This is a genomic window from Akkermansia muciniphila, from assembly GCF_900184965.1.
GTDB classification, from domain to species: Bacteria; Verrucomicrobiota; Verrucomicrobiia; order Verrucomicrobiales; family Akkermansiaceae; genus Akkermansia; species Akkermansia muciniphila_A.
The window spans coordinates 1-18,585 of record NZ_FXYA01000135.1 but is presented as its reverse complement, the minus strand read 5'-3'; the positions used below and the strand labels follow the sequence as shown (position 1 = coordinate 18,585).

The following is an 18,585-nucleotide window of genomic DNA, read 5'->3' as shown; positions in this document are numbered from 1 at the left end:
AATCAATTAGAGAGTAATGGCGGTGGGCTGCTGGGCTTCATGCGGATGGCTGGCTCCGGCATAAACCTTCAGCTTGGTCATTTGCTGACGGCCCAGGCGGGTGTGAGGAACCATGCCTTTAACAGCCAGTTCCAGAAGAAGTTCAGGACGGCGAGCGCGAATTTTACGGGGAGTGTCCACCTGCTTACCGCCGACGTAACCGGAGAAACGGGTATAAATTTTGGCATTTTCCTTATTGCCGGTCAACACCACCTTGTCCGCGTTCACGATAATGACAAAATCGCCACAATCAACGTGGGGGGTAAAAATCGTCTTATTCTTGCCACGCAAAATGTTAGCCGCTTCAACGGCAACACGGCCGAGCACCTTGTCGGCAGCGTCTATAACATACCATTTGCGCTCTACTTCTTGCGGTTTGGCTGAGAAGGTCTTCATGGTTCAATTCTTCGTTCTCGTTTTTCGGCATCCTGCCGTTATCTTCCAATTCGGGGGCGCATTCCTAATGATTATTCACGTAAATGTCAAATACTTTTTCTCTTTTCCGGCCTTTTTCCCGTCCCTCTCCATAGAATTGCGGTTTAATTGCGCAACTTCCGCATTCAGGGCTTGCTCTTGCGAAAATATGGTCTATCATACGCCTGCGCGAAATTTGCACACACGCGTTCATTTAACCTTACAAGGAGAGACCTATCAGCCCGAATCCAAGATCCAGCAGCCGTCCCAGCGGCGGTCAGAATTCCCGCACCGGTTCCAGACCGACCGGCACCGGCAACCGTCCCGGACAATCCCGGTCTTCCGGCAATGGCACAGGAGCGTCACGACCGGCCGGACAGTCCGCAGGACCGGGAAATCCCAGAACAGGAGGGGGGAGCCGTCCCGGAGGTAACGCCAACAGGCAGCGCCCGCAAGGAGGCGGAGGACGCCACACCAAGGGGAGAAAGCATTTTAGCAAATCGGAACCCAAGGAAGAAAACTCCGAAAGCGAAATTGAAGTGGAAGGAACCATCTGCGCCGTACTGGCAGGAACCATGTTCAAGGTGCGCCTTCCCAACGGGCACGAAGTGCTGGCCCATATTTCCGGGAAAATGCGCAAGCGCTTTATTAAAATCGTGGTAGGAGACAAAGTGCGTATGGAAATGTCTCCTTATGACATGACCAAAGCGCGCATCACGTTCCGCATCGGTTAACCGTTCCCGGATCGTTCCTTTTGTAAAAACCTTCTCCGGCTTGCAGGGGAAGGTTTTTTAGCTTACAGTAAAGGTTGTCTCCATCAGCGTGCCATGAAAATTTGCTCCACGGAAAATATGCAGATCGCGGAACGCGAGCTCATCGTTAGCGGAACACCGGCCAGAACACTGATGAACCTGGCCGCAGCCGGTATTGCGGAATCTCTCATGCAGTTCTTCCCCGTCCCGGGTCTGTGCATAGCCTATGTAGGCAAAGGAAACAACGGGGGAGACGCCCTCACCGTCCTCAACCTACTGAAACAACATGGTTGGGAAATAGGCTTCCGAACCGCTTACCCGCGCACCGAATGGAGTGAACTTTCTATGCGGCAGTTGGCGGAAATATCTCCCCCCCCTCAGGAATACCAGGCCCCACCCCTTCCCCGTGTGGGAAAACCTATGATCTTGCTGGACGGCCTGCTGGGAATTGGCGCAAAGGGAATGCTCCGCAGGGAAATCTCCGAGCTTTGCGCAGAAATAAACTATATAAGAAACCGCTGCGGGGCCGTACGTACCGTGGCTATCGATATTCCCACCGGAGTAGATCCAGACACGGGGATGCCTCAACAAAATGCTGTGGAAGCAGATTTCACCATGTGCATAGGAGCCGTTAAGCAGGGCCTGCTGGACGATGACGCCACCCTTTTTGCCGGGCGTTTGGTCTGCATCGACCTTCCCGGTCTTCATGTACAGGCGATCCCCGCCACGGAACTTATTACCTCTTCAAGACTCACCAAATTCCTTTCTGCAAGACCCTATACGGATTATAAGAACAAACGCGGGCACATTGGCGTCATAGCAGGCTCGGAAGGAATGCTGGGCGCGGCCCGTCTCTGCTGTGAAGCAGCTCTCCGGGCAGGTGCCGGACTGGTTACGCTGCACGTCCACAAGAATGTCTATCCCCTGATTGCTCCATCCATGCCTCCCGAAATCATGGTCAGGCCCGTGAACAGTTACGCAGATATCTCCATCCGTACATTTAGCGCTTTCCTCATTGGCCCAGGCATCGGCTCCGTATCGGAGGAAGACGCAGAAGCTATCCGCCTTATCCTGGAAACAGGTACTCCCACCGTTCTGGATGCGGACGGGCTGAATCTGGCCGCGGCCATGCAGTGGAACTTGGGAGAACATATTCTGGCTACCCCCCACCACGGAGAAATTCGCAGACTTCTGCCGGATGCAGACAACTATGCCATCCGGGCAGACATTGCCGACTGCTTTCTGGCAGAACATGAAGCGGCTCTGATTTACAAAGGAGCGCGCACCATCGTCACCCAACGGGGAAAACCTCTCTTTTATAACATCACCGGAGATCCCGGCATGGCAACTGCTGGACAGGGAGACGTGCTGGCAGGTATCTGCGGAGGTTTCATAAGCCAGGGGGAATCTCTTCTGGTTTCCGCCGTTCTGGGTGTCTACCTGTGCGGCCGAGCTTCCGAAATGGCAATCTCCGTCGGGGAAGCAACCCAGCAAACGCTGACGGCAGGGGATACGCTGCGACATCTGCCTGCCGCCATTCTTTCCACCGCACGCCTCTGCTATTGAAATGACCTACCGCAAACTTCAGGAACTGCCCTCCCAGTCTTTGCCCAGGGAAAAACTGCTTCATCAGGGAAGGCACAGCCTCAGCAATGCGGAACTGCTTGCCATCTTCCTCCGAATGGGCATCAAGGGGAAAAATGTATTGGACTTGTCCTCGGACCTGATTCAGTCTGCTGGATCTCTAGACGCCCTAGCTCATATGGAAGCTGCTGAAATAGCGAACATTTGCAAGGGAATAGGCATGGCGAAAGCCGCTACGCTGAGCGCGGCCTTTGAACTGGGCGCGAGGGCTCTTCGCGAAACTTTGTCGCGTCAGCCCATTCAAACACCGGAAGACGTCTATGATTATCTGACAACAGCCATGCGCTGGAAAGAAAAGGAAACGGTACTCGTTCTGCTGCTGGATACCAAATGTCGCCTCATTAAACCTGTGGAAATCTCCAGTGGTACCTTAAACGAATCCATTGCTCATCCCCGCGACATCTTACGCCCCACCGTCATCCACAACGCCTATGGCTTCATCCTTGCCCACAACCATCCCAGCGGAAACCCCTCCCCCAGCCGTACAGACAACCTCCTGACCGAACGCGTGCGGGAATGCTCCAAATTATTAGGCGTTCGCTTTCTGGATCATGTAATCATTGGTAAACCTACCGAGACAGCCCATAAAAATTATTATAGTTACAATCATCCTAATGGAGATCGCCTTAAAGATCCCGGTCAAGAACACCCCCTTTACCACTAAACAGCCGTTCATCCAAATTTCCGGTCTGTTCTCCTTCCAAAAATAAAAGCCCCGGCATAACACGGAGCTTTTATTAAAAAACTGGCGGAGAGAGTGGGATTCGAACCCACGGTGGGTTTTAGCCCACGTTCGATTTCGAGTCGAGTGCCTTAGACCAGCTCAGCCATCTCTCCACCTGGAAGACATAGGCGGTTGTACCCGGTTTGCCGAATACTGTAAAGAACAGAATCACCGCCCACGTCATTTGAAAGCCTTAACGTCTTGGCGACGCCAGCGGCCCGAGCGTTGCCTCCGCCTCAAATCTTTGAGTCTTATTATGAGGGAGTGCACTCTTTTCCGGACCGGGAGGAGGCTGCGGCACACGCTCCCTCTCCTGCGGCTCCATCAACCAGGAACAGGAAGAAAGCAGAAAAAGAGGGGAAAATACAAACAAAAAGGAGATTGTAAAGTGTTTCATCATTTCCTTTTAAAAAGTTGAACCCCACTATGCCGAAAGACATACTGGGGTTCAAGGAAAATACGTGACAAAAAACCTTATTTGGCGGACTGGCGAGGACGCAGAAGCTGTACTCTGTCACCAGGTTGAATACTCATACCGGAAGGCACGCTGTCTTTAATAATGTCAGCTACCGTCTGATTCTTTTCCAGGGAAGTTACCTTCAATTTACCAATGCTGCGACCGTTACGGGTAACAAGCAGAACCGTATTTGGATCAATGCTACTACCCTGTCCAGCTCCAATCACGACAAACCCCCACTGCGGATCCACCGACAAAACGGGATATTCCTCCCCATTTTTGGCAAGAGCAGCTCGATATTCAGCCTGTTCCTTCTGGCGGCTAGCCAGCTCACTGGCTTGTTCTGCCCGTTTCTTGGCAGCCACTTCCGTAGCACTTTTAATCTGGTCAATATCTTCCTGAAGCTTTTTATTGGAAGCTTCCAGAGATTCCATCTTCTCTTGGATTTCCTGTACGCTGGAAACACCAAAATCTTGCAACTTGCTCTTTAATTCCTCAATTTGTTTATTGATTTTGGACAAGTCTGCATTCAATTGTACTTCTTCCTCCTTCAACTCTGCTTCCTTGGAAAGCTGTTCATCGCGCTGCTGAGTCACGGAAGCCTTGTTGGAAATCAGACTAAGGTTTTCTTCCGCAGCCAATCCACGATTCTTAATCATATCGTTGCGCAGACCTGTCCAAGTACGAATTTCCTTGTCCAAGGTTTTACGATACGAAATCATTTCTTTAAAATCCTGGTACTGGCCATTAATGCCGAAAAGGCCGCTAAGACCGGAGAACCAGGCACCCGCCCCTGCTGCAAGAATCAATAAAACTACTAAAACAGTTTTCATTGTGTATATATGTGAGAGTGTATGGAATGTATTGAACCGAGAAAATGCTAGGGACGAACAGATACAACGACGTCTCCGGCTTCAACACGTTCGCCGGCGGTTACCGTACTTGGTAAAATAGTAGCCGTGGAAACACGGGATTCAACAGCGTTTACGTCAAGTTCGGCAATCTTGTTACCGTCCCTCATCACGGCCAACTTGGAACCGGGCACCACGCCCAGATCGGCGGCTCCTCCGTCAATCACAACTACATTAAAATCATCTATCACCTGGGACACCCTCGTTTTCAGGTTAGGCGGAGAAAGACGGGCATCCTGGTCAGCCTTGAGCTGACGGAGGGCAGCATTATTCACGACAAGCTGTTCAGTCTCAGCAACGATAGCATCATGTTTTCCCTGTTCCGCCTGCTTAAGCACTTCCAACTGTTTGGACTCTTCTTCCAGCCCCTTGATTCTGTCAGCAATGGCCTGAATGCTTTCCATATCCTTACTCTTGGATTGCAATTCCGCCAACGCGGTTTGCTGCGTTTGAAGATCAGATTTTTTGGCCTCATTGGCTGCCGCCAGCTCCTGATTCTTTACTTCCAGCTCATCTTTTTCCTTGGTTAGAGCATTGATGTCATTCGTCAAAGCCTCATTTTTCACCAGAAAATCGACATATTTTGTCTTTTCTTCCGTGAACTCACCACGAAGACCGTTCAGGTTCTTATAGCGGGAGGCGCATTCCTTACGCTCCTTGGTTAGAGCTTCCTCGTTATCAAGATAATACATGGCTCCCCCGAGAAGAGCAATGACCAAGGCTGCTATTGATACTTTGACCCACATAGGAAATTATAGAGATGAGAAGGTTCCTGTTACTTTTGTGAGATTGGCATGAACATTTTCAGATTTCAACATCAAAATAACATCCTCATTGTTTTCTTGATATTTTTTTCGGACAGGCTCCGTAACGAGCCCCTCCAAGAAGCGTTTTATCAACATTTTAAAACAATTACTCTCTATTTTCTTTTCAAACGGGAACTCATCTTCTAGTCTTTCTGAACCGTGAGTTACCAGGTCTTTGCCAGAAAATACCGTCCTCTGACATTCAATGACGTCCTTGGACAGGATCATGTCGTCCAGACGTTGAAAAACGCCATTGAGCACAACCGCCTTGCCCATGCCTATCTCTTTGTAGGTCCCCGTGGAACGGGAAAGACATCAACCGCAAGAATTTTTGCAAAAGCTCTAAATTGCAGCGGTGGTCCCAAAGTGGATTTTGACCCGCATGAAGATATATGTGAAGAAATCGCGGAAGGACGAAGCCTTGATGTCCTTGAAATAGACGGAGCATCCAACCGTGGCATCGATCACATCCGGGATCTCAGGGACAACGTACGGTTCGCTCCAAGCAGAGGCAATTTCCGCATCGTCTATATAGACGAAGTGCACATGCTCACTAAAGAATCTTTCAACGCCCTGCTCAAAACGCTGGAAGAACCGCCACCTCATGTCAAATTTATTTTCGCGACCACGGAACCCCACAAAATACTGCCAACCATTCTATCACGATGCCAGCGCTTCGACCTGCGCCCTATTCCTTCTGAAATCATTGCAGAACACCTGCTTCATATCGCTTCTGCAGAGGGAGTAAATCTGAGCCGGGAAGCAGCCTTTGCCGTCGCTAAAGTGGCAGATGGTGGTATGCGGGATGCACAATCCATGCTGGACCAGCTTGTTTCCTTCTGTGGAGATCATATTGAAGAACGGCAGGTACTCCACATTTTCGGCATTACTTCCCGGGAGACCGTGGCCCACGCTCTGACACTTATTTTAAACAAGGAGCTTCCCTCCCTCCTGCATCTTCTGCATGAACAGGCGGAAGCAGGAAGGGATATGAGTCAGTTCCTTTCCGAAATTATCTCCGCCGTACGTGAAATTCTGGTCTCTAAAGTAGATCCGGAAGCCAGCTTTGACTCTCTCCCGGAATCCTCCAAGGAAGAACTTGCCGGATTGGTCAAACGCACCCACACGGACAAAATCCTGCGTTTGGTGGAAGTACTGGCGGAAACGGAAGATAAGATGCGCTGGTCCACCAATAAAAGACTTCATCTGGAAATGGGCCTGATCAAGGCCGTCCATACTCTGGCTGAGGCCAGCATCAGTGATATTATCATGGCGTTGGAAGGTGCTCCGTTAGCCGCCGTGCCCCCGGCATCTTCTTCAGATTCTGTTTCACTGCAAAAACCAAGTGCATTCACTCCTTCCGCTACAGCTCCCACTCCGTTCCCCCAATCCAATGTCCGGCCTCCTGTTGCTGCAACAAAACCATCCCCGGCTCCGGAAGAACACTTAATGGATCCGGTTCCGGATTTTTCCGCGGCCCCTCCCTGCTTATCCCCCGCAGTACAGAAAAATCAGGGGATCGACACGCAAGCTTCTCCCTATCCCGCGCAGGAAACCGAACCGCAACAAAACACTTTCACACCCGCTGCAGAAGCCCCATCCCTTGCCGTTGCAGAGGAAGAGATTCCCTACTCCGCCACTAAATTGCGGACAGAAACCGTACCCGTGCCCAAGGAAGCCACCCGGCGCCCGAGTTCCGCTGTCTCCGATGTGTCGGAACTCCCTACGGATTCTCCAGAGCCTACTTTCATGGATCCAGAGGAAAATCTTCCTCCGGAAAGACGGACCAAAAGCTTCTTTGACAATCTATTCGATACTCCAAGCTCATCATCCCACCCCCAGGTTCCCATAGAAAAAGAGGAACCGGCAGTTCCGTCCCAACAAACAGGAAAGACTATCACGGAGGAAGATTGGAAAACGGTTCTGGAACAAGTAGCCGTCAGATTCCCTCTTCAAGCGGACTTTCTGACCAACAGCGTTTTTTCCGGCTATGACGGCGTAGTAGCCGCCATTTCTTTTCATCCTTCTGACCGCCAAGGGATGGACAGCCTTGGAGCCGGTCCTCTTCGAACGGCTCTGGAAACTACTCTTTCCCAATATATTGGAACCCCTGTTACTATTTCTGTCCGTCAGGATTCTTCCATTCCCGAACCGGTGCAGGAAGAGCTGGATCCTCTGCCTGCACCGCCTCCCCCGGCATCCCCGGTTCCTGCACCCAAACCCCATACCCAGCGGGAAAAAACTGTAGAGCCTATTCAGGAAACCACCAAAAAGGAAAATGAAGATAACTCTTATTATACGGATCCGCTGATTGATGCCGCCATGGAGATTTTCCGGGCCCGTATCATTTCCCAATAAGCCAACTCATTCACCCAGATACAACGACCATGAACATAATGAAAATGATGAAGCAGGTTCAGCAGATGCAGGCCGGACTTGCAGCTGCCCAAGAAAAACTCGCCTCGCAAACCGTTACAACGGAAGGGGCGGGCGGGAAATTGAAAGTAACCGCCACCTGCGACGGAAACCTCACGGAACTGCTCATTGATCCTTCCATCATTGACCCGTCCGATTCTGAATTCCTTCAGGATCTGCTCCTTCAAACCATCAATGCCGCTATTGCCAAGGGTAAGGAAACAGCAGCGACGGAAATGAAAAAACTGACAGGAGGCCTGGATCTCCCTCCCGGCATGGGCTTTTAATCTGTCACCTCAGTGCATCGACTCAGAAGACGCAAACATCTGGAGGAACCTCAACCAACGCTATCCGGAGTCAACCACTTGGGAATAGCGCTGGGCGGCGTTTCTCTGTGCCTGTGGGTCATCGTCGTCACCATCTTCTGGACCGGTTCGGACACGATGGCATTTGCAACGTCACTGCCCATATGGGCTTGCTGCCTTATTTTCTCCTTTCCGGCGCTCATTGCATGGCTGGTCTTCGGTTCCCGGATCGGTCTGCTTGGCATCACCGTCTGGTTTGCGTACGGCATCGTCATTACAGACTTTCTCCCTCCCATTTCCAGAACCGGAATGGAGTACTACAAGATGCCTCTGGCTCCGCACGCCAAGCAAATCAGGGTTCTTACCTTGTACGAGAGGAGTGAGGAGCCTCCTCCCATTGAACAAATATCCAAACTCCGTGCAGACGTTATTTTCGTCCAAGGCTGCAGCAATTATAACCGAACGCTCAAATTTGCCTACAGTATTTTCGGTAGAACCTCTTATATCAAGCAAATAGGAAGTTGCGCCATTATCGTGAGGCACGGTCAGATTGGTCCGGCCCAGAACATCACGGACACAGCCGGTTTGATTGTAGACTGGATACCGGAAAATTCCTCCCTGGCAATTCGGCTCATCAACATCAGTCTGGAACCTTTTGAACATCGGTTCGACCTGTACGCCCCTGCCTGCTGGAAATATTCCCATACACTCCGGTTCATCCACCGCAAACAACTTCAATACCTGTTTGACACTCTGAAGGAAGTAGGAACCCAACATGGAGAACTTCCCATTATCATGGCCGGAAACTTCAGCGCCGCCCCTCAATCCCCCATTTTTTCCAAATTCAGTTCCGACTTTCAGGATTGTTTCAAACTGAAAGGCGCCGGTTATGGAGCTACGCAGCCTGTCAGATTCCCTCTATTGCGCCTGGACCGAGTTTTTTGCACACCGCCGCTTAAACCTGAAAGAGCCAGTACTGTGCTGATACCGGATACTATTCGCCGGTCCATCGTGGCAGACATCGCAATCCCCTGAGCTATCCTTTACTGCGCAGCAACGCCGGCCCTCCTCTGCAGGAAAGATTTTGCCTTTAAAAATCAAAGATTCTCGGCATCTACAACGTTTTTAATGCACGGGAAATAGCAGGGAAAAGCTGCTTCTTCCGGCTTACTACATCAGTGGCGGAAAATAGATTGGGGCCAAGCCGCTCGTACTCAATATTTTCCAAAGCGTCTTCATCCCCGACGGCCAGCAACATAGAATCATGGGTGACAATATCCGTAACCAAAAGGCAGGCAAGCTTCAGCCCCTCCTTCTCCACCAACTTCCAAAGTTCCCTCACTAAACCTTCCTGAACCTCTTCCAGGCCAAACATGCCAATTTCCTCAATCTGGGAAATACTGATCTTGTAGCCGTACTCAGTAAAAGTCTTCCTGTCCGCCTGAATAATAACGGAAGGTTCGGTTTTGGAACGCAACAGAGAACCAGTGGCAAAAAACTCCTCTGTAAACTGCTTGGCATCTATTTTGGCGATACCTGTCAGCCATTCCAACATTTCCCTATCCGCCCGTGCCGCCGTAGGAGACGTCAAATTCAGGGTATCTGAAAGAATCCCCGCGCAAAGACAAACCGCTACAGCCTGGGAAGGCTCCACATTACGATGGTAAAATCTGCGCGCCACCAAAGTAGATGTAGAACCTACGGGTTCATTCAGAAAACGGATGGGATCACGTGTAGAAAGCTGGGTGCCCAAACGGTGGTGATCCATTACCTCCACAATTTCCGCCTCCTCCACTCCCTTGACGGCCTGTGAAAATTCATTGTGATCCACCAAAGCCACGCGCGTACGGGGCGGATCCACCAAATCCGTCTTGCTCAGAACACCAATGATCTTGTCCGTCTTGAGGCTCATCACAGGAAACAATGTCTGTTTGCGCTTCACGGCAGCCTGCCTCAACTCGGGCAACAGCATATTTTCCGGAAAAACTGTATAATCCTTCTGAACCTGTTCCCTCACCTTCCGAGAACAACGGATCAACTGACCAACACTGGCCGTATCCCACGGGGTGCTTAAAATACATGTTCCCGTCGTCTGGGCCGTCTCAATAATGTCCAGGGAAGGGAACGCGCCAGACGTGGTCACCAAAGCGCGTACGCCATGTTCCACCGCATATAGTTGCACATTCGGACGGTCTCCGCAAATAACGATCAGATCCCGGACAATCCCTTTTCTCCTGTAATTTGCGAGCCTTGTCCGGACACTGGGTTCACTGGAAGCTCCTACCAGCAGGATATTCTGCGTTTCTTCCTCGCTCAAGGATTCCCCGGTCAGACATTTGCCGTCAATGGTGGTGGCAATATTGCTCAGGCTGGAAAAGACGGAGCGAACATTCATCTCCGTCATATTCAAAGGCATGAGCAGGCTCAACAAATCAAAATAACGCAACAGGCCGTGAAGATTGTGATCAGCGTCAATTACCGGTATGGTTTGCAGAGAATTCTCCGTCATCCTTCGATACGCCGTCAGGAATGTATCGTCCGGGCTTACGCTAATCACATCACGACGGCAGATTGTTCCGGCGGTGGGCGTCACGTCATGAATCAGTATCGGCTCCGGCACTCCTGCCTTTTCCAGCACCCAGGATGTTCTCAGCGTCATCTCCCCGCATCTGGCGGCAACTGCGTCAGGTTCGCCATGAGTTCTTAAAAACTCCGCGTTCCCTATGGCTGAACAAATAGCATCCGTGTCCGGGTTCTGGTGGCCGATCACATAAACGGGCCTATTCTCTGTCTTCTCCGGAAGCATCTTTCTTATTTCCTTGCACAGGTTAATCTATATTCAGCCTGACGGGCACCACCACCTTGGAAGCAATGGGCACTCCGTCCTTTTCCGCCGGATAGAAAGTCCAATTCTCTCTCACCCAACGCATGAAAAGGCGGTCCAATTCCGCATTCCCCGTTGACTGAAGAAGATTGACGGATGAAGGTTCCCCTTGGGAATTCACTCCAACCACCACTTTCACCACGGCATTCACCTTCCCGACTTTAGAAGAATTGACGGAATTGGGCAAGGACGGAGCATGTTTATAACGCACCTTTTTATCAGGGGAAATATTCTGCTCCGGGTCCGGACGCCCCGGCGGGGATACCTCCGGGCTCTTCACGGGTTGCCTGCGCTTTACCTCATTCATGGAAATCCGCATGACGGCGAGTTCTTCCGGCAAGAGTTCCGAAGAAGCCTCATCCAACAGAAAATCCTTCATTTCGGAACAATCTTCATTTTCCGGCAGCTTGATCGCCAACAGGTCTTCATCTGATGCAATTTCCGGAACGGGGCTGACTGTTGAAGGAGCTGCAACAGGAACAACAGATACAGGCTGAACCTCTTCCTTTTCCTGAGGGGCTTCTTTGGACGGAGACACAAACGTCATTTCCACCTCCTCGCCCTGGACGGAGGGAAACCACATATCCTGCAAATGTATGGCTACAAGCACGGCACACAAAGCTACCTGTACGCCCACTGCCACAGCCATCGCAATCAATATTGCGGATCTGGAAGTGGAATGGGGAGTGAATTTTACAATTCCAGGCTTTTCATCCATAAAAAACGGGCAGGGAACGGGGGGAACACCTGTTCAATATACCAGCCCTCTCCCTTTGACAAGCGCATGCATAGCCATAAGCAGGACGTTATCGTTTTGTGATTTGCAAAAAATACGTGAACATCAATAATTCAATGCTTCCCGAATGCGCTGAGCAAATCCGGCAGCCTTCTCTGCAAAACCCAATTCCGGATTCTGGTACATGATGCCTCGGGAGACGTTAATCAGGGGAGGAGCCACATGACCGGAGCCACTCAGGCAGGAAAGATCGCCGCCTTGAGCTCCCAGACCGGGAATGAGCAAAGGAGCATCCGGAATACGCTCCAAAATACTGGAATCCGCATTGGTCAACCCAACCACCATGCCTACGGAAGTTTTACATCCTTCCCGGACAGAGCGGAGCACCATGTCTCCCACCAGTTCAAAAACCCTGCGGCCCCCTGCCAGTTCCTGCCGTTCCACATCCGCAGAACCGGGATTGGAAGTAACCGCCAGCAGGTAAATACCTTTACCTTCATAATCCAGAAAAGGCTCCAGCGTATCATATCCCATAAAAGGGCTCAACGTCACAGCGTCCACGCCCAGGCGTTCAAAATAAGCATGCGCATAATACTTCTGAGTCTCTCCAATATCTCCACGCTTGGCATCCAGTACCACCGGAACATCCTCAGGCATATCCGGAAGTAAATCCTCAAGTATTTCCAGTCCCCGCAGCCCCATGGCTTCAAAATAGGCAATATTCGGCTTAAACGCCGCCGCATACGGGGCGGTTTCCTCCACAACCTTCCGCAACAGCGCAGGAATCGTCTCCAAATCATCCATGCCGGGGCGCGGATCCAACCCGACGCACAAGGCGGAACCGGTCTCCTTAATGCGGGCGGCAAGTTTATCCGTAAAAGATTGGCTCATGACGTCCATTAAACCACGGCCGTCACAGGCAGGCAAGTCCCAAGCGGAGGATGCTCCGAAAGCAAGGAAAGACAGATACGACTTTTCCGCCACGGCCGTAAATGGTATTTTATAGATCATATGTCATCCACGTCTCCCCAGTCGCCCTGCTCTCTCCCCTCCTGTCTGGAAAAACCACTGCCTCTGGAGGGATTCCAAGGCACTCCGGATGAAGTAGAACAGCAATGGTACGATCAAGTCTACCTGGGTTCCGGAGACAGAATGAAGCAGCTTACCTGGAGAGCCGTCATCGTCGGCATGCTCCTCGGCTCCATCCTTTCCCTCACTAATCTGTATGCCAACCTTAAAATGGGATGGTCCTTTGGGGTAGCTCTGACGGCGGGAGTTATCTCTTTTGCCCTCTGGAACGCCTTTGTGCGCCTGGGCATCTCAAAATCCCCCATGACTATTCTGGAAAACACATGCATGCAGTCCGCCGCCAGCTCCGCAGGCTATTCTACAGGGGGAACCCTCACTTCCGCCGTAGCAGCCCTGCTTCTGTTGACAGGACAGCACATGCCTCTTGGCACCACCTTTGCCTGGATATTTTTCATTGCCGTACTGGGCGTCACCATGGCCATTCCAATGAAACGCCAAATGATCAACATTGAACAAATCAGATTCCCGGACAGCATTGCCACGGCGGAAACTCTCAAGGTTCTCTATTCGGAAGGCAAAAAAGCGGCGGGACAGGCCAAGGCCCTTCTTTACTCCGCCCTTTTCTCCGCCGCCAACGCCATCGCCATGGCTGCAGGGGGAGAACGATGGCTTGGAGTAGTCCAGCAACATATTCTCGGCAACTGGTACCAGCGTACTATCTTCTTCAAATGGGATCTCATGTTCGTGGGCGCGGGAGCTCTGATAGGCATGAAAACATCCCTCAGTCTCTTCATCGGAGGGACTGTTTGCTGGGCCCTTTACGTGCCGTGGCTGGAAAGCCAGGAACTGCTTCCTGCAGGAGCAGGCTATCGGGAAAGCGTAAGCTGGACCTTGTGGGGAGGGACCGCCTGCATGGTCGTCGCCAGCATTGTGGCCTTCCTGTTCCAATGGAAAAGTATTGTTCGTTCCTTTTCTTCCCTGGGGGCCATGTTCTCCCTGAGCAAAAAACGTGAACTGACGGATGTGGAAAAAATAGAAACGCCCATGAGCTGGTTTCTGGCAGGCCAGCTTATCTCACTGGGAGCTCTCGGCTATCTGGCTCATGCATCCTTTGACGTTCCGTACTGGATGAGTTGCATCGCAGTAGTCATATCTTTCTTCCTGGCGCTGGTCGTCTGCCGAATCACCGGAGAAGCCAATATTACACCCACCGGAGCCATGGGAAAAGTTACCCAGCTCATCTTCGGAGGGATTGCACCTGGGCATGTAACGGCCAACCTGATGGCGGCCAACATCACTTCCGGAGCGTCCAGTTCCTCGGCAGACCTGCTCGTGGACCTCAAAGTAGGCTACCTGCTGGGAGCCAACCCCCGCAAACAATTTATCGCCCAGTTTTCCGGAATTTTTCTAGGGACCCTCGTTTCCGTGCTGGCCTTCCGCTCCATGGTTCCGGATGCGAACGCTCTCCAGTCTTTCAATGCCCCGGGAGCCAGAACATGGGCAGCCACGGCGGAAGCGCTGGGCATGGGATTCAGCCATTTGCATAGCATCAAGGTCCTTTCCATCATCGCAGGCGGCATTCTCGGGCTCATTCTGGTACTTATCCCCCGCTATCTTCCCCGGACAGGAAAATGGCTCCCCACTCCCATCGGCTTTGGTCTGGCCTGGGCCATCCAGTGGAATGATTCCTTCCTCTTCTTTGCAGGGGCTGTGCTCGGCTGGACTGCGGACCGTCTTTTCAAGGACAAATCACGGGAATATAAAATTCCCTCCGCCTCCGGCATCATTGCAGGGGCAGCCCTCACGGGAATGGCCATTCTGATGTTCAGCATTTACCAGGCGGCACACTGAACCGGAAACGTTCTCCCTCAGAAAATTCCATATCGTTTGGGTGGGGTGCCCAAGCAGCCAGCATATTCTCCACCACCAACACTAACGCTGCCAGCAGCGCAGGCAGCAACTACTTCGGTTTTGCGACCCTATGGCTTCCCCCATCATGACCACTACCAATACCGCTTGGGAAGACCTGAACCTGACGACCGACACAGAGAATATGGCTGCTTACAGAAATCATGCCGTCTCCGCCTCCCTCTCCATGTCCCATAATACCGTCTCCTGCCCAGCGGAACCGGCAACCGCTACGCTGGGACTGCTCGGCCTGGGCGCTCTATTATTGCGCTGCCGCCGATAAATTTCACCCTCAAGCCATCTTTCAAGGGAGAAGAGGGAATTCCTCTTCTCCCTTTTTTCGGCAAGGTGAACAAACTGATTCCGGAAAAAACAGAAGACAGAAAACGGCAGAACCCACACGTATAACCGCCTTGCCTCTCCTTTCCGCAACAATTTGCCCGCTTCTTAATTCACCGGCCTTTTCAACATCATTTCTCCTTTGGAAGCGCCTTGAGAAACACCGCTAACTTCTGCCTTCAGAGTATAGGAATCAAGGTTGGTTCTGTACTTCTTCAATTCCAGCCTGTAAACATTATTCTTATTTTCCACGCCAGTCGTACCCTCATGAACATCGGCAGCCACCTCCTTGTTGCCCTCATATAATTTAACGGAATGGATTTTCAAGGCGCTGGGACCATTTTTCCACTGGAAAGTTGCGGTATACGTGCCCGGTTCGGTCACCTGATCCGTGACATCAAACTGCAACGGGGAACCTTGATGAAGTTCCCAGGGAATTCCCGAGGAAAACTTTTCTTCCGCACTCAGGGCATCCAGCATTTCCCGGTGGGCATTCATCACGCGATTGGCGACGGCCAGGGTATCCCCTGCCGGTTTGGCAGAATATATTTTCCCATTTCCGGCAAAAGCCAGCTCCTCCCGAACCGTTTTATCCATAAATGCGGCATGGGCGGCATCACGCGTCTTCCTGCCGGTCAGCACATCCATCTGAGATTCAAAAAAATTCCTCCACCGAGGCAAATAAAAATCGGAAACAAGACCGGCCCACTGGCGATTGGAATAATCATTCAGCGACCGGGGAGCCAGATCACTCCACGTAGTAACAAGCATTTTGGCTGACTTGTCCATCAAGGCCTTTTCCTGGCGGGAATTGCCCCAATCCAGAGCTCTTTTCTGCCAAGTCCCCAAAAGAAACTGGCTATCCGTCGCCAACAGGGCATCCATATCTGAAATCAGAGACAGGAAACGCCTTACCTGCTTTTTGTACGCAGCCGCATCTCCGGAATCAAACGCGCTTCTGACCTGTTGAAGCTGGTAAAAAGCGGCGTCCGCAAGAACCTGACGCACAACATCCACCAAATCATAACGGAATGTCTCCTTTTTCACCAGATTCGGCTGATCATTCGCGGCTTTCAGATAACCGCGCGCCGCTTTTACAATATCGCCCAAGTGATAATACCGCTCCCCGCTGGACCATGTGGAAGCCTTCCGGGCATTCCAGGACGGACGGGCGCAAATAATAGATTCCGTACACCCCTCCTGAGAGCGGACGGGGTTGTAAATGGAGGAAGACAAGACTTCCAGCGCCTTCACGACAGCCTTTGGGGCGGAACCGTAACGTTGACGCGCGTACTTCCCAAGCCACTCCCGGAGGGAAATATCCTCCCCGGTCCACAAACGGTCACTGAACAGGGCGTAATGAAGCGGGTTCGTCTCCAGCCCTTCGGACAAAGTTCCCATGCCCACCAGCCCCTTGTCCCTATAACCGGACAAATCACTTCCGAGCCGGGAAAGAAGGGGAATCCCACCGTACAGTCCCGTATTGCCTCCAAAGTTCGCCAGTTCGCACCAGACCCACGGAATACCGTTAAAAGTTCTTAAATTCTTCCCTCCGTTAGCCATATCCTTGGTAAGCTGCAATACAAGCGCGCGTTCCGGGTCCAAGCCGGACAGCAACTCGCGGGTAGGATTCCCGCCCCAAGCCTGAATCACCCATGAAGCACCCGGAGAGGCCTTTTGCATGGCTTTCTGAACGGCCTGTGCCGCATTCGTCACGTTAATGTCCCCCTTCCGTCCCCCCTCATGAAACAAATCCCCGCCAAACATCTTTCCGGAAATGCCGTATACCTTGCGGACAGCCTTATACCAGTCCGAGGCCAGTTTCGGAAAAGCCTCACAAGTGGGATCCGCTACCCATGGCCTCTTAAAATTATCAACCCATGTACCCTGCGGAATAAGTTTCAGACCATCCATTTGGACGTTTTCCTGAAAGTCAGAGGGGACGAATCCCACATACCCCTGAAGTACGGGCGTCATCCCCAACTGCTCCATACGGGATACAATACGCCTTCCCATCTGCGCCATCTTATCTATCTGCTGCTGGCTCAACGGTCCGCCGTGGCCTTCCAGGTTCCCCATATTCCACCAGGCGGCAAATGCCGGATTAGGGATAAAACGAAGAGCTTTTTCCCGGGGATACCCCAGGCCAATCAGAAAATCCTCCCATGTCTTTTCCAGACCCGCCGTTACCAGCGCATGCGTAAACCCGTTCAACGCCAGAAAATCAATCTCCCGCTGCCATCTGTTCCAATCCCAGAAAGCAGCCGTATAAGAAAGGGTGCAGTAATTATAGGCAAAAACAATATTCCACGGACTTTCTATCGTTACCGGACTGGAGGGAACCGGCAAAGGGGAAGGAAGCGCCATCCGATTCCCGTTCCACGAAAAATGGACCTTGGCGATATTCTTCAAATACCAGCCATACCCCGCCACCAGGCGACGCACATCAGAAGCCTCCACCCGGATGCCTCCGGCAACACCGGAGATAGTGATCTTGTTGCCCAAATCCGGATTTAAATGAAACAGGACAGCCCCTTTTGCCGAGGGAGTTACACGCGCCACTACATCTTCAGCCGCCGCTACAGGAGATCTTTCCGCAGCAGATACGCAAACAAGCGGGGACATGACAGTTCCAAGAACCGCTCCAACGGCAAAGGCATGAGAAAACATAGTGACTTTACTACATACAAGAATTGCAGATTCTTACAAGGAATAAAGTCAATATTATCACTAATAATAACTTCAAGAAGACGGCATAAGAGAGAGCAAGAAGCGAACAGGCCCCGCGAGTCTGGAGACTGGCGGGGCCTGATGGGAAAAAATCCCGGCGGCGACCTACTCTTGCGGGACCTATCGTCCGACTACCATTGGCGCGGCAGCGTTTCACTTCCGGGTTCGGAACGGGACCGGGTGGGACCACTGCGCTCTGGCCACCGGGCTTCAGGGGGAAGGGACTTTCATCGATCTTCATCCTGCCTGCCCGGGAGCCCAGCATTGGGGCTTTCGAGTGTGGGATTTTTTTAATGGGTTTGTATGAGTCTAAGAAGATTTTTGGGGAGGGGGCATTCAGCGTAAACTGACATCTGCGTGGCTGGTGGTTGAGATCATGCATAGGAGAATGAGACAAGAGCAAGTGTTCATTCACGACGGGGAGTGATGTAATATGATGAAGTCAATTGGTAATTAGTATCGCTTGGCTCAATACATTGCTGCACTTACACC

At 51.7% G+C, this 18,585-nt stretch carries 16 protein-coding genes, 1 tRNA gene and 1 rRNA gene; 8 read left to right on the top strand and 10 right to left on the bottom strand.

Going from position 1 to position 18,585, the window contains the following annotated elements; genetic code table 11:
• Positions 1 to 6 precede the first annotated feature (6 nt).
• On the bottom strand, positions 7 to 435 hold the full coding sequence (rplM, locus tag CI070_RS02315; protein WP_012420274.1) for a 50S ribosomal protein L13: 429 nt from the start codon (positions 433 to 435) through the stop codon (positions 7 to 9).
• A gap of 254 nt (positions 436 to 689) precedes the next feature.
• On the opposite strand from rplM, the gene infA reads away from it, so the two are divergent.
• The 3 genes from infA (at position 690) to radC (ending at position 3,513) form a co-directional block, all read left to right on the top strand.
• Positions 690 to 1,187, top strand: a complete 498-nt coding sequence (gene infA, locus CI070_RS14355) for a translation initiation factor IF-1 (protein WP_343125203.1) — start codon at positions 690 to 692, stop codon at positions 1,185 to 1,187.
• 93 nt (positions 1,188 to 1,280) lie between these two features.
• Positions 1,281 to 2,771 (top strand): NAD(P)H-hydrate dehydratase, encoded by a 1,491-nt coding sequence (locus tag CI070_RS02305; RefSeq protein WP_094135533.1) that lies wholly within the window; start codon positions 1,281 to 1,283, stop codon positions 2,769 to 2,771.
• Position 2,772: 1 nt separating this feature from the next.
• Positions 2,773 to 3,513, top strand: a complete 741-nt coding sequence (gene radC / locus CI070_RS02300; protein WP_094135532.1) for a RadC family protein — start codon at positions 2,773 to 2,775, stop codon at positions 3,511 to 3,513.
• An 82-nt stretch (positions 3,514 to 3,595) separates the two neighbouring features.
• Here the strand turns inward: radC and CI070_RS02295 are convergent.
• The 4 genes from CI070_RS02295 to CI070_RS13405 form a co-directional block, all read right to left on the bottom strand.
• Positions 3,596 to 3,686: transfer RNA gene (locus tag CI070_RS02295), tRNA-Ser, on the bottom strand.
• 361 nt (positions 3,687 to 4,047) lie between these two features.
• Positions 4,048 to 4,863 (bottom strand): hypothetical protein, encoded by an 816-nt coding sequence (locus CI070_RS02285; protein ID WP_094135530.1) that lies wholly within the window; start codon positions 4,861 to 4,863, stop codon positions 4,048 to 4,050.
• A gap of 47 nt (positions 4,864 to 4,910) precedes the next feature.
• A complete protein-coding gene (locus CI070_RS02280; protein ID WP_143245521.1) occupies positions 4,911 to 5,687 on the bottom strand; it encodes a hypothetical protein in 777 nt (258 codons plus the stop codon).
• A gap of 6 nt (positions 5,688 to 5,693) precedes the next feature.
• Positions 5,694 to 6,023 (bottom strand): hypothetical protein, encoded by a 330-nt coding sequence (locus CI070_RS13405; protein WP_179218303.1) that lies wholly within the window; start codon positions 6,021 to 6,023, stop codon positions 5,694 to 5,696.
• Between CI070_RS13405 and dnaX the strand changes: the two genes are divergently transcribed.
• The 3 genes from dnaX to CI070_RS02265 are packed head-to-tail and all read left to right on the top strand — an operon-like array spanning position 5,907 to position 9,502.
• Positions 5,907 to 8,105: a DNA polymerase III subunit gamma/tau gene (gene dnaX, locus CI070_RS02275; RefSeq protein WP_094135528.1), complete on the top strand. Its 2,199-nt coding sequence runs from the start codon at positions 5,907 to 5,909 to the stop codon at positions 8,103 to 8,105. The genes CI070_RS13405 and dnaX overlap by 117 nt on opposite strands.
• A gap of 29 nt (positions 8,106 to 8,134) precedes the next feature.
• The gene (locus CI070_RS02270; RefSeq protein ID WP_094135527.1) at positions 8,135 to 8,449 is read left to right on the top strand and encodes a YbaB/EbfC family nucleoid-associated protein; all 315 of its coding nucleotides are present in this window, start codon (positions 8,135 to 8,137) and stop codon (positions 8,447 to 8,449) included.
• A gap of 12 nt (positions 8,450 to 8,461) precedes the next feature.
• Positions 8,462 to 9,502 (top strand): endonuclease/exonuclease/phosphatase family protein, encoded by a 1,041-nt coding sequence (locus CI070_RS02265; RefSeq protein ID WP_143245520.1) that lies wholly within the window; start codon positions 8,462 to 8,464, stop codon positions 9,500 to 9,502.
• Positions 9,503 to 9,581: 79 nt separating this feature from the next.
• Here the strand turns inward: CI070_RS02265 and CI070_RS02260 are convergent, their stop codons facing one another.
• The 3 genes from CI070_RS02260 to pyrF all read right to left on the bottom strand — a co-directional run bounded on the left by CI070_RS02260 (position 9,582) and on the right by pyrF (position 12,978).
• Entirely contained in the window at positions 9,582 to 11,273 is a 1,692-nt protein-coding gene (locus CI070_RS02260; RefSeq protein WP_094135525.1) for a putative manganese-dependent inorganic diphosphatase, read from the bottom strand.
• Between the two features lie 22 nt (positions 11,274 to 11,295).
• Positions 11,296 to 12,069: an energy transducer TonB gene (locus tag CI070_RS02255; protein ID WP_094135524.1), complete on the bottom strand. Its 774-nt coding sequence runs from the start codon at positions 12,067 to 12,069 to the stop codon at positions 11,296 to 11,298.
• Positions 12,070 to 12,192: 123 nt separating this feature from the next.
• A complete protein-coding gene (gene pyrF, locus CI070_RS02250; protein ID WP_256943517.1) occupies positions 12,193 to 12,978 on the bottom strand; it encodes an orotidine-5'-phosphate decarboxylase in 786 nt (261 codons plus the stop codon).
• Between the two features lie 120 nt (positions 12,979 to 13,098).
• Between pyrF and CI070_RS02245 the strand changes: the two genes are divergently transcribed.
• Both CI070_RS02245 and CI070_RS12980 read left to right on the top strand, forming a co-directional pair.
• Positions 13,099 to 14,967 carry an OPT family oligopeptide transporter gene (locus tag CI070_RS02245; protein ID WP_094135523.1) on the top strand — a complete coding sequence of 623 codons (1,869 nt, stop codon included), beginning with the start codon at positions 13,099 to 13,101 and terminating at the stop codon, positions 14,965 to 14,967.
• 145 nt (positions 14,968 to 15,112) lie between these two features.
• Entirely contained in the window at positions 15,113 to 15,307 is a 195-nt protein-coding gene (locus CI070_RS12980; RefSeq protein ID WP_143246892.1) for a hypothetical protein, read from the top strand.
• A 164-nt stretch (positions 15,308 to 15,471) separates the two neighbouring features.
• On the opposite strand, the gene CI070_RS02235 is transcribed toward CI070_RS12980, so the two are convergent.
• Positions 15,472 to 17,988 (bottom strand): alpha-N-acetylglucosaminidase, encoded by a 2,517-nt coding sequence (locus tag CI070_RS02235; protein WP_179218304.1) that lies wholly within the window; start codon positions 17,986 to 17,988, stop codon positions 15,472 to 15,474.
• Between the two features lie 197 nt (positions 17,989 to 18,185).
• Positions 18,186 to 18,301: ribosomal RNA gene (gene rrf, locus CI070_RS02230) — 5S ribosomal RNA — on the bottom strand.
• Between the last annotated feature and the right edge of the window lie 284 nt (positions 18,302 to 18,585).

Excerpts from the sequence above, each read along its gene's own strand:
- CI070_RS02255 (WP_094135524.1), bottom strand. The coding sequence starts at position 12,069 with ATGGATGAAAAGCCTGGAATTGTAAAATTCACTCCCCATTCCACTTCC.
- CI070_RS02270 (WP_094135527.1), top strand. The coding sequence starts at position 8,135 with ATGAACATAATGAAAATGATGAAGCAGGTTCAGCAGATGCAGGCCGGA.
- CI070_RS02305 (WP_094135533.1), top strand. The coding sequence starts at position 1,281 with ATGAAAATTTGCTCCACGGAAAATATGCAGATCGCGGAACGCGAGCTC.
- CI070_RS02245 (WP_094135523.1), top strand. The coding sequence starts at position 13,099 with ATGTCATCCACGTCTCCCCAGTCGCCCTGCTCTCTCCCCTCCTGTCTG.
- CI070_RS02285 (WP_094135530.1), bottom strand. The coding sequence starts at position 4,863 with ATGAAAACTGTTTTAGTAGTTTTATTGATTCTTGCAGCAGGGGCGGGT.
- CI070_RS12980 (WP_143246892.1), top strand. The coding sequence starts at position 15,113 with ATGACCACTACCAATACCGCTTGGGAAGACCTGAACCTGACGACCGAC.
- radC (WP_094135532.1), top strand. The coding sequence starts at position 2,773 with ATGACCTACCGCAAACTTCAGGAACTGCCCTCCCAGTCTTTGCCCAGG.
- CI070_RS02260 (WP_094135525.1), bottom strand. The coding sequence starts at position 11,273 with ATGCTTCCGGAGAAGACAGAGAATAGGCCCGTTTATGTGATCGGCCAC.
- CI070_RS02235 (WP_179218304.1), bottom strand. The coding sequence starts at position 17,988 with ATGTCCCCGCTTGTTTGCGTATCTGCTGCGGAAAGATCTCCTGTAGCG.
- CI070_RS13405 (WP_179218303.1), bottom strand. The coding sequence starts at position 6,023 with ATGGGCAAGGCGGTTGTGCTCAATGGCGTTTTTCAACGTCTGGACGAC.
- pyrF (WP_256943517.1), bottom strand. The coding sequence starts at position 12,978 with ATGAGCCAATCTTTTACGGATAAACTTGCCGCCCGCATTAAGGAGACC.
- CI070_RS02280 (WP_143245521.1), bottom strand. The coding sequence starts at position 5,687 with ATGTGGGTCAAAGTATCAATAGCAGCCTTGGTCATTGCTCTTCTCGGG.
- rplM (WP_012420274.1), bottom strand. The coding sequence starts at position 435 with ATGAAGACCTTCTCAGCCAAACCGCAAGAAGTAGAGCGCAAATGGTAT.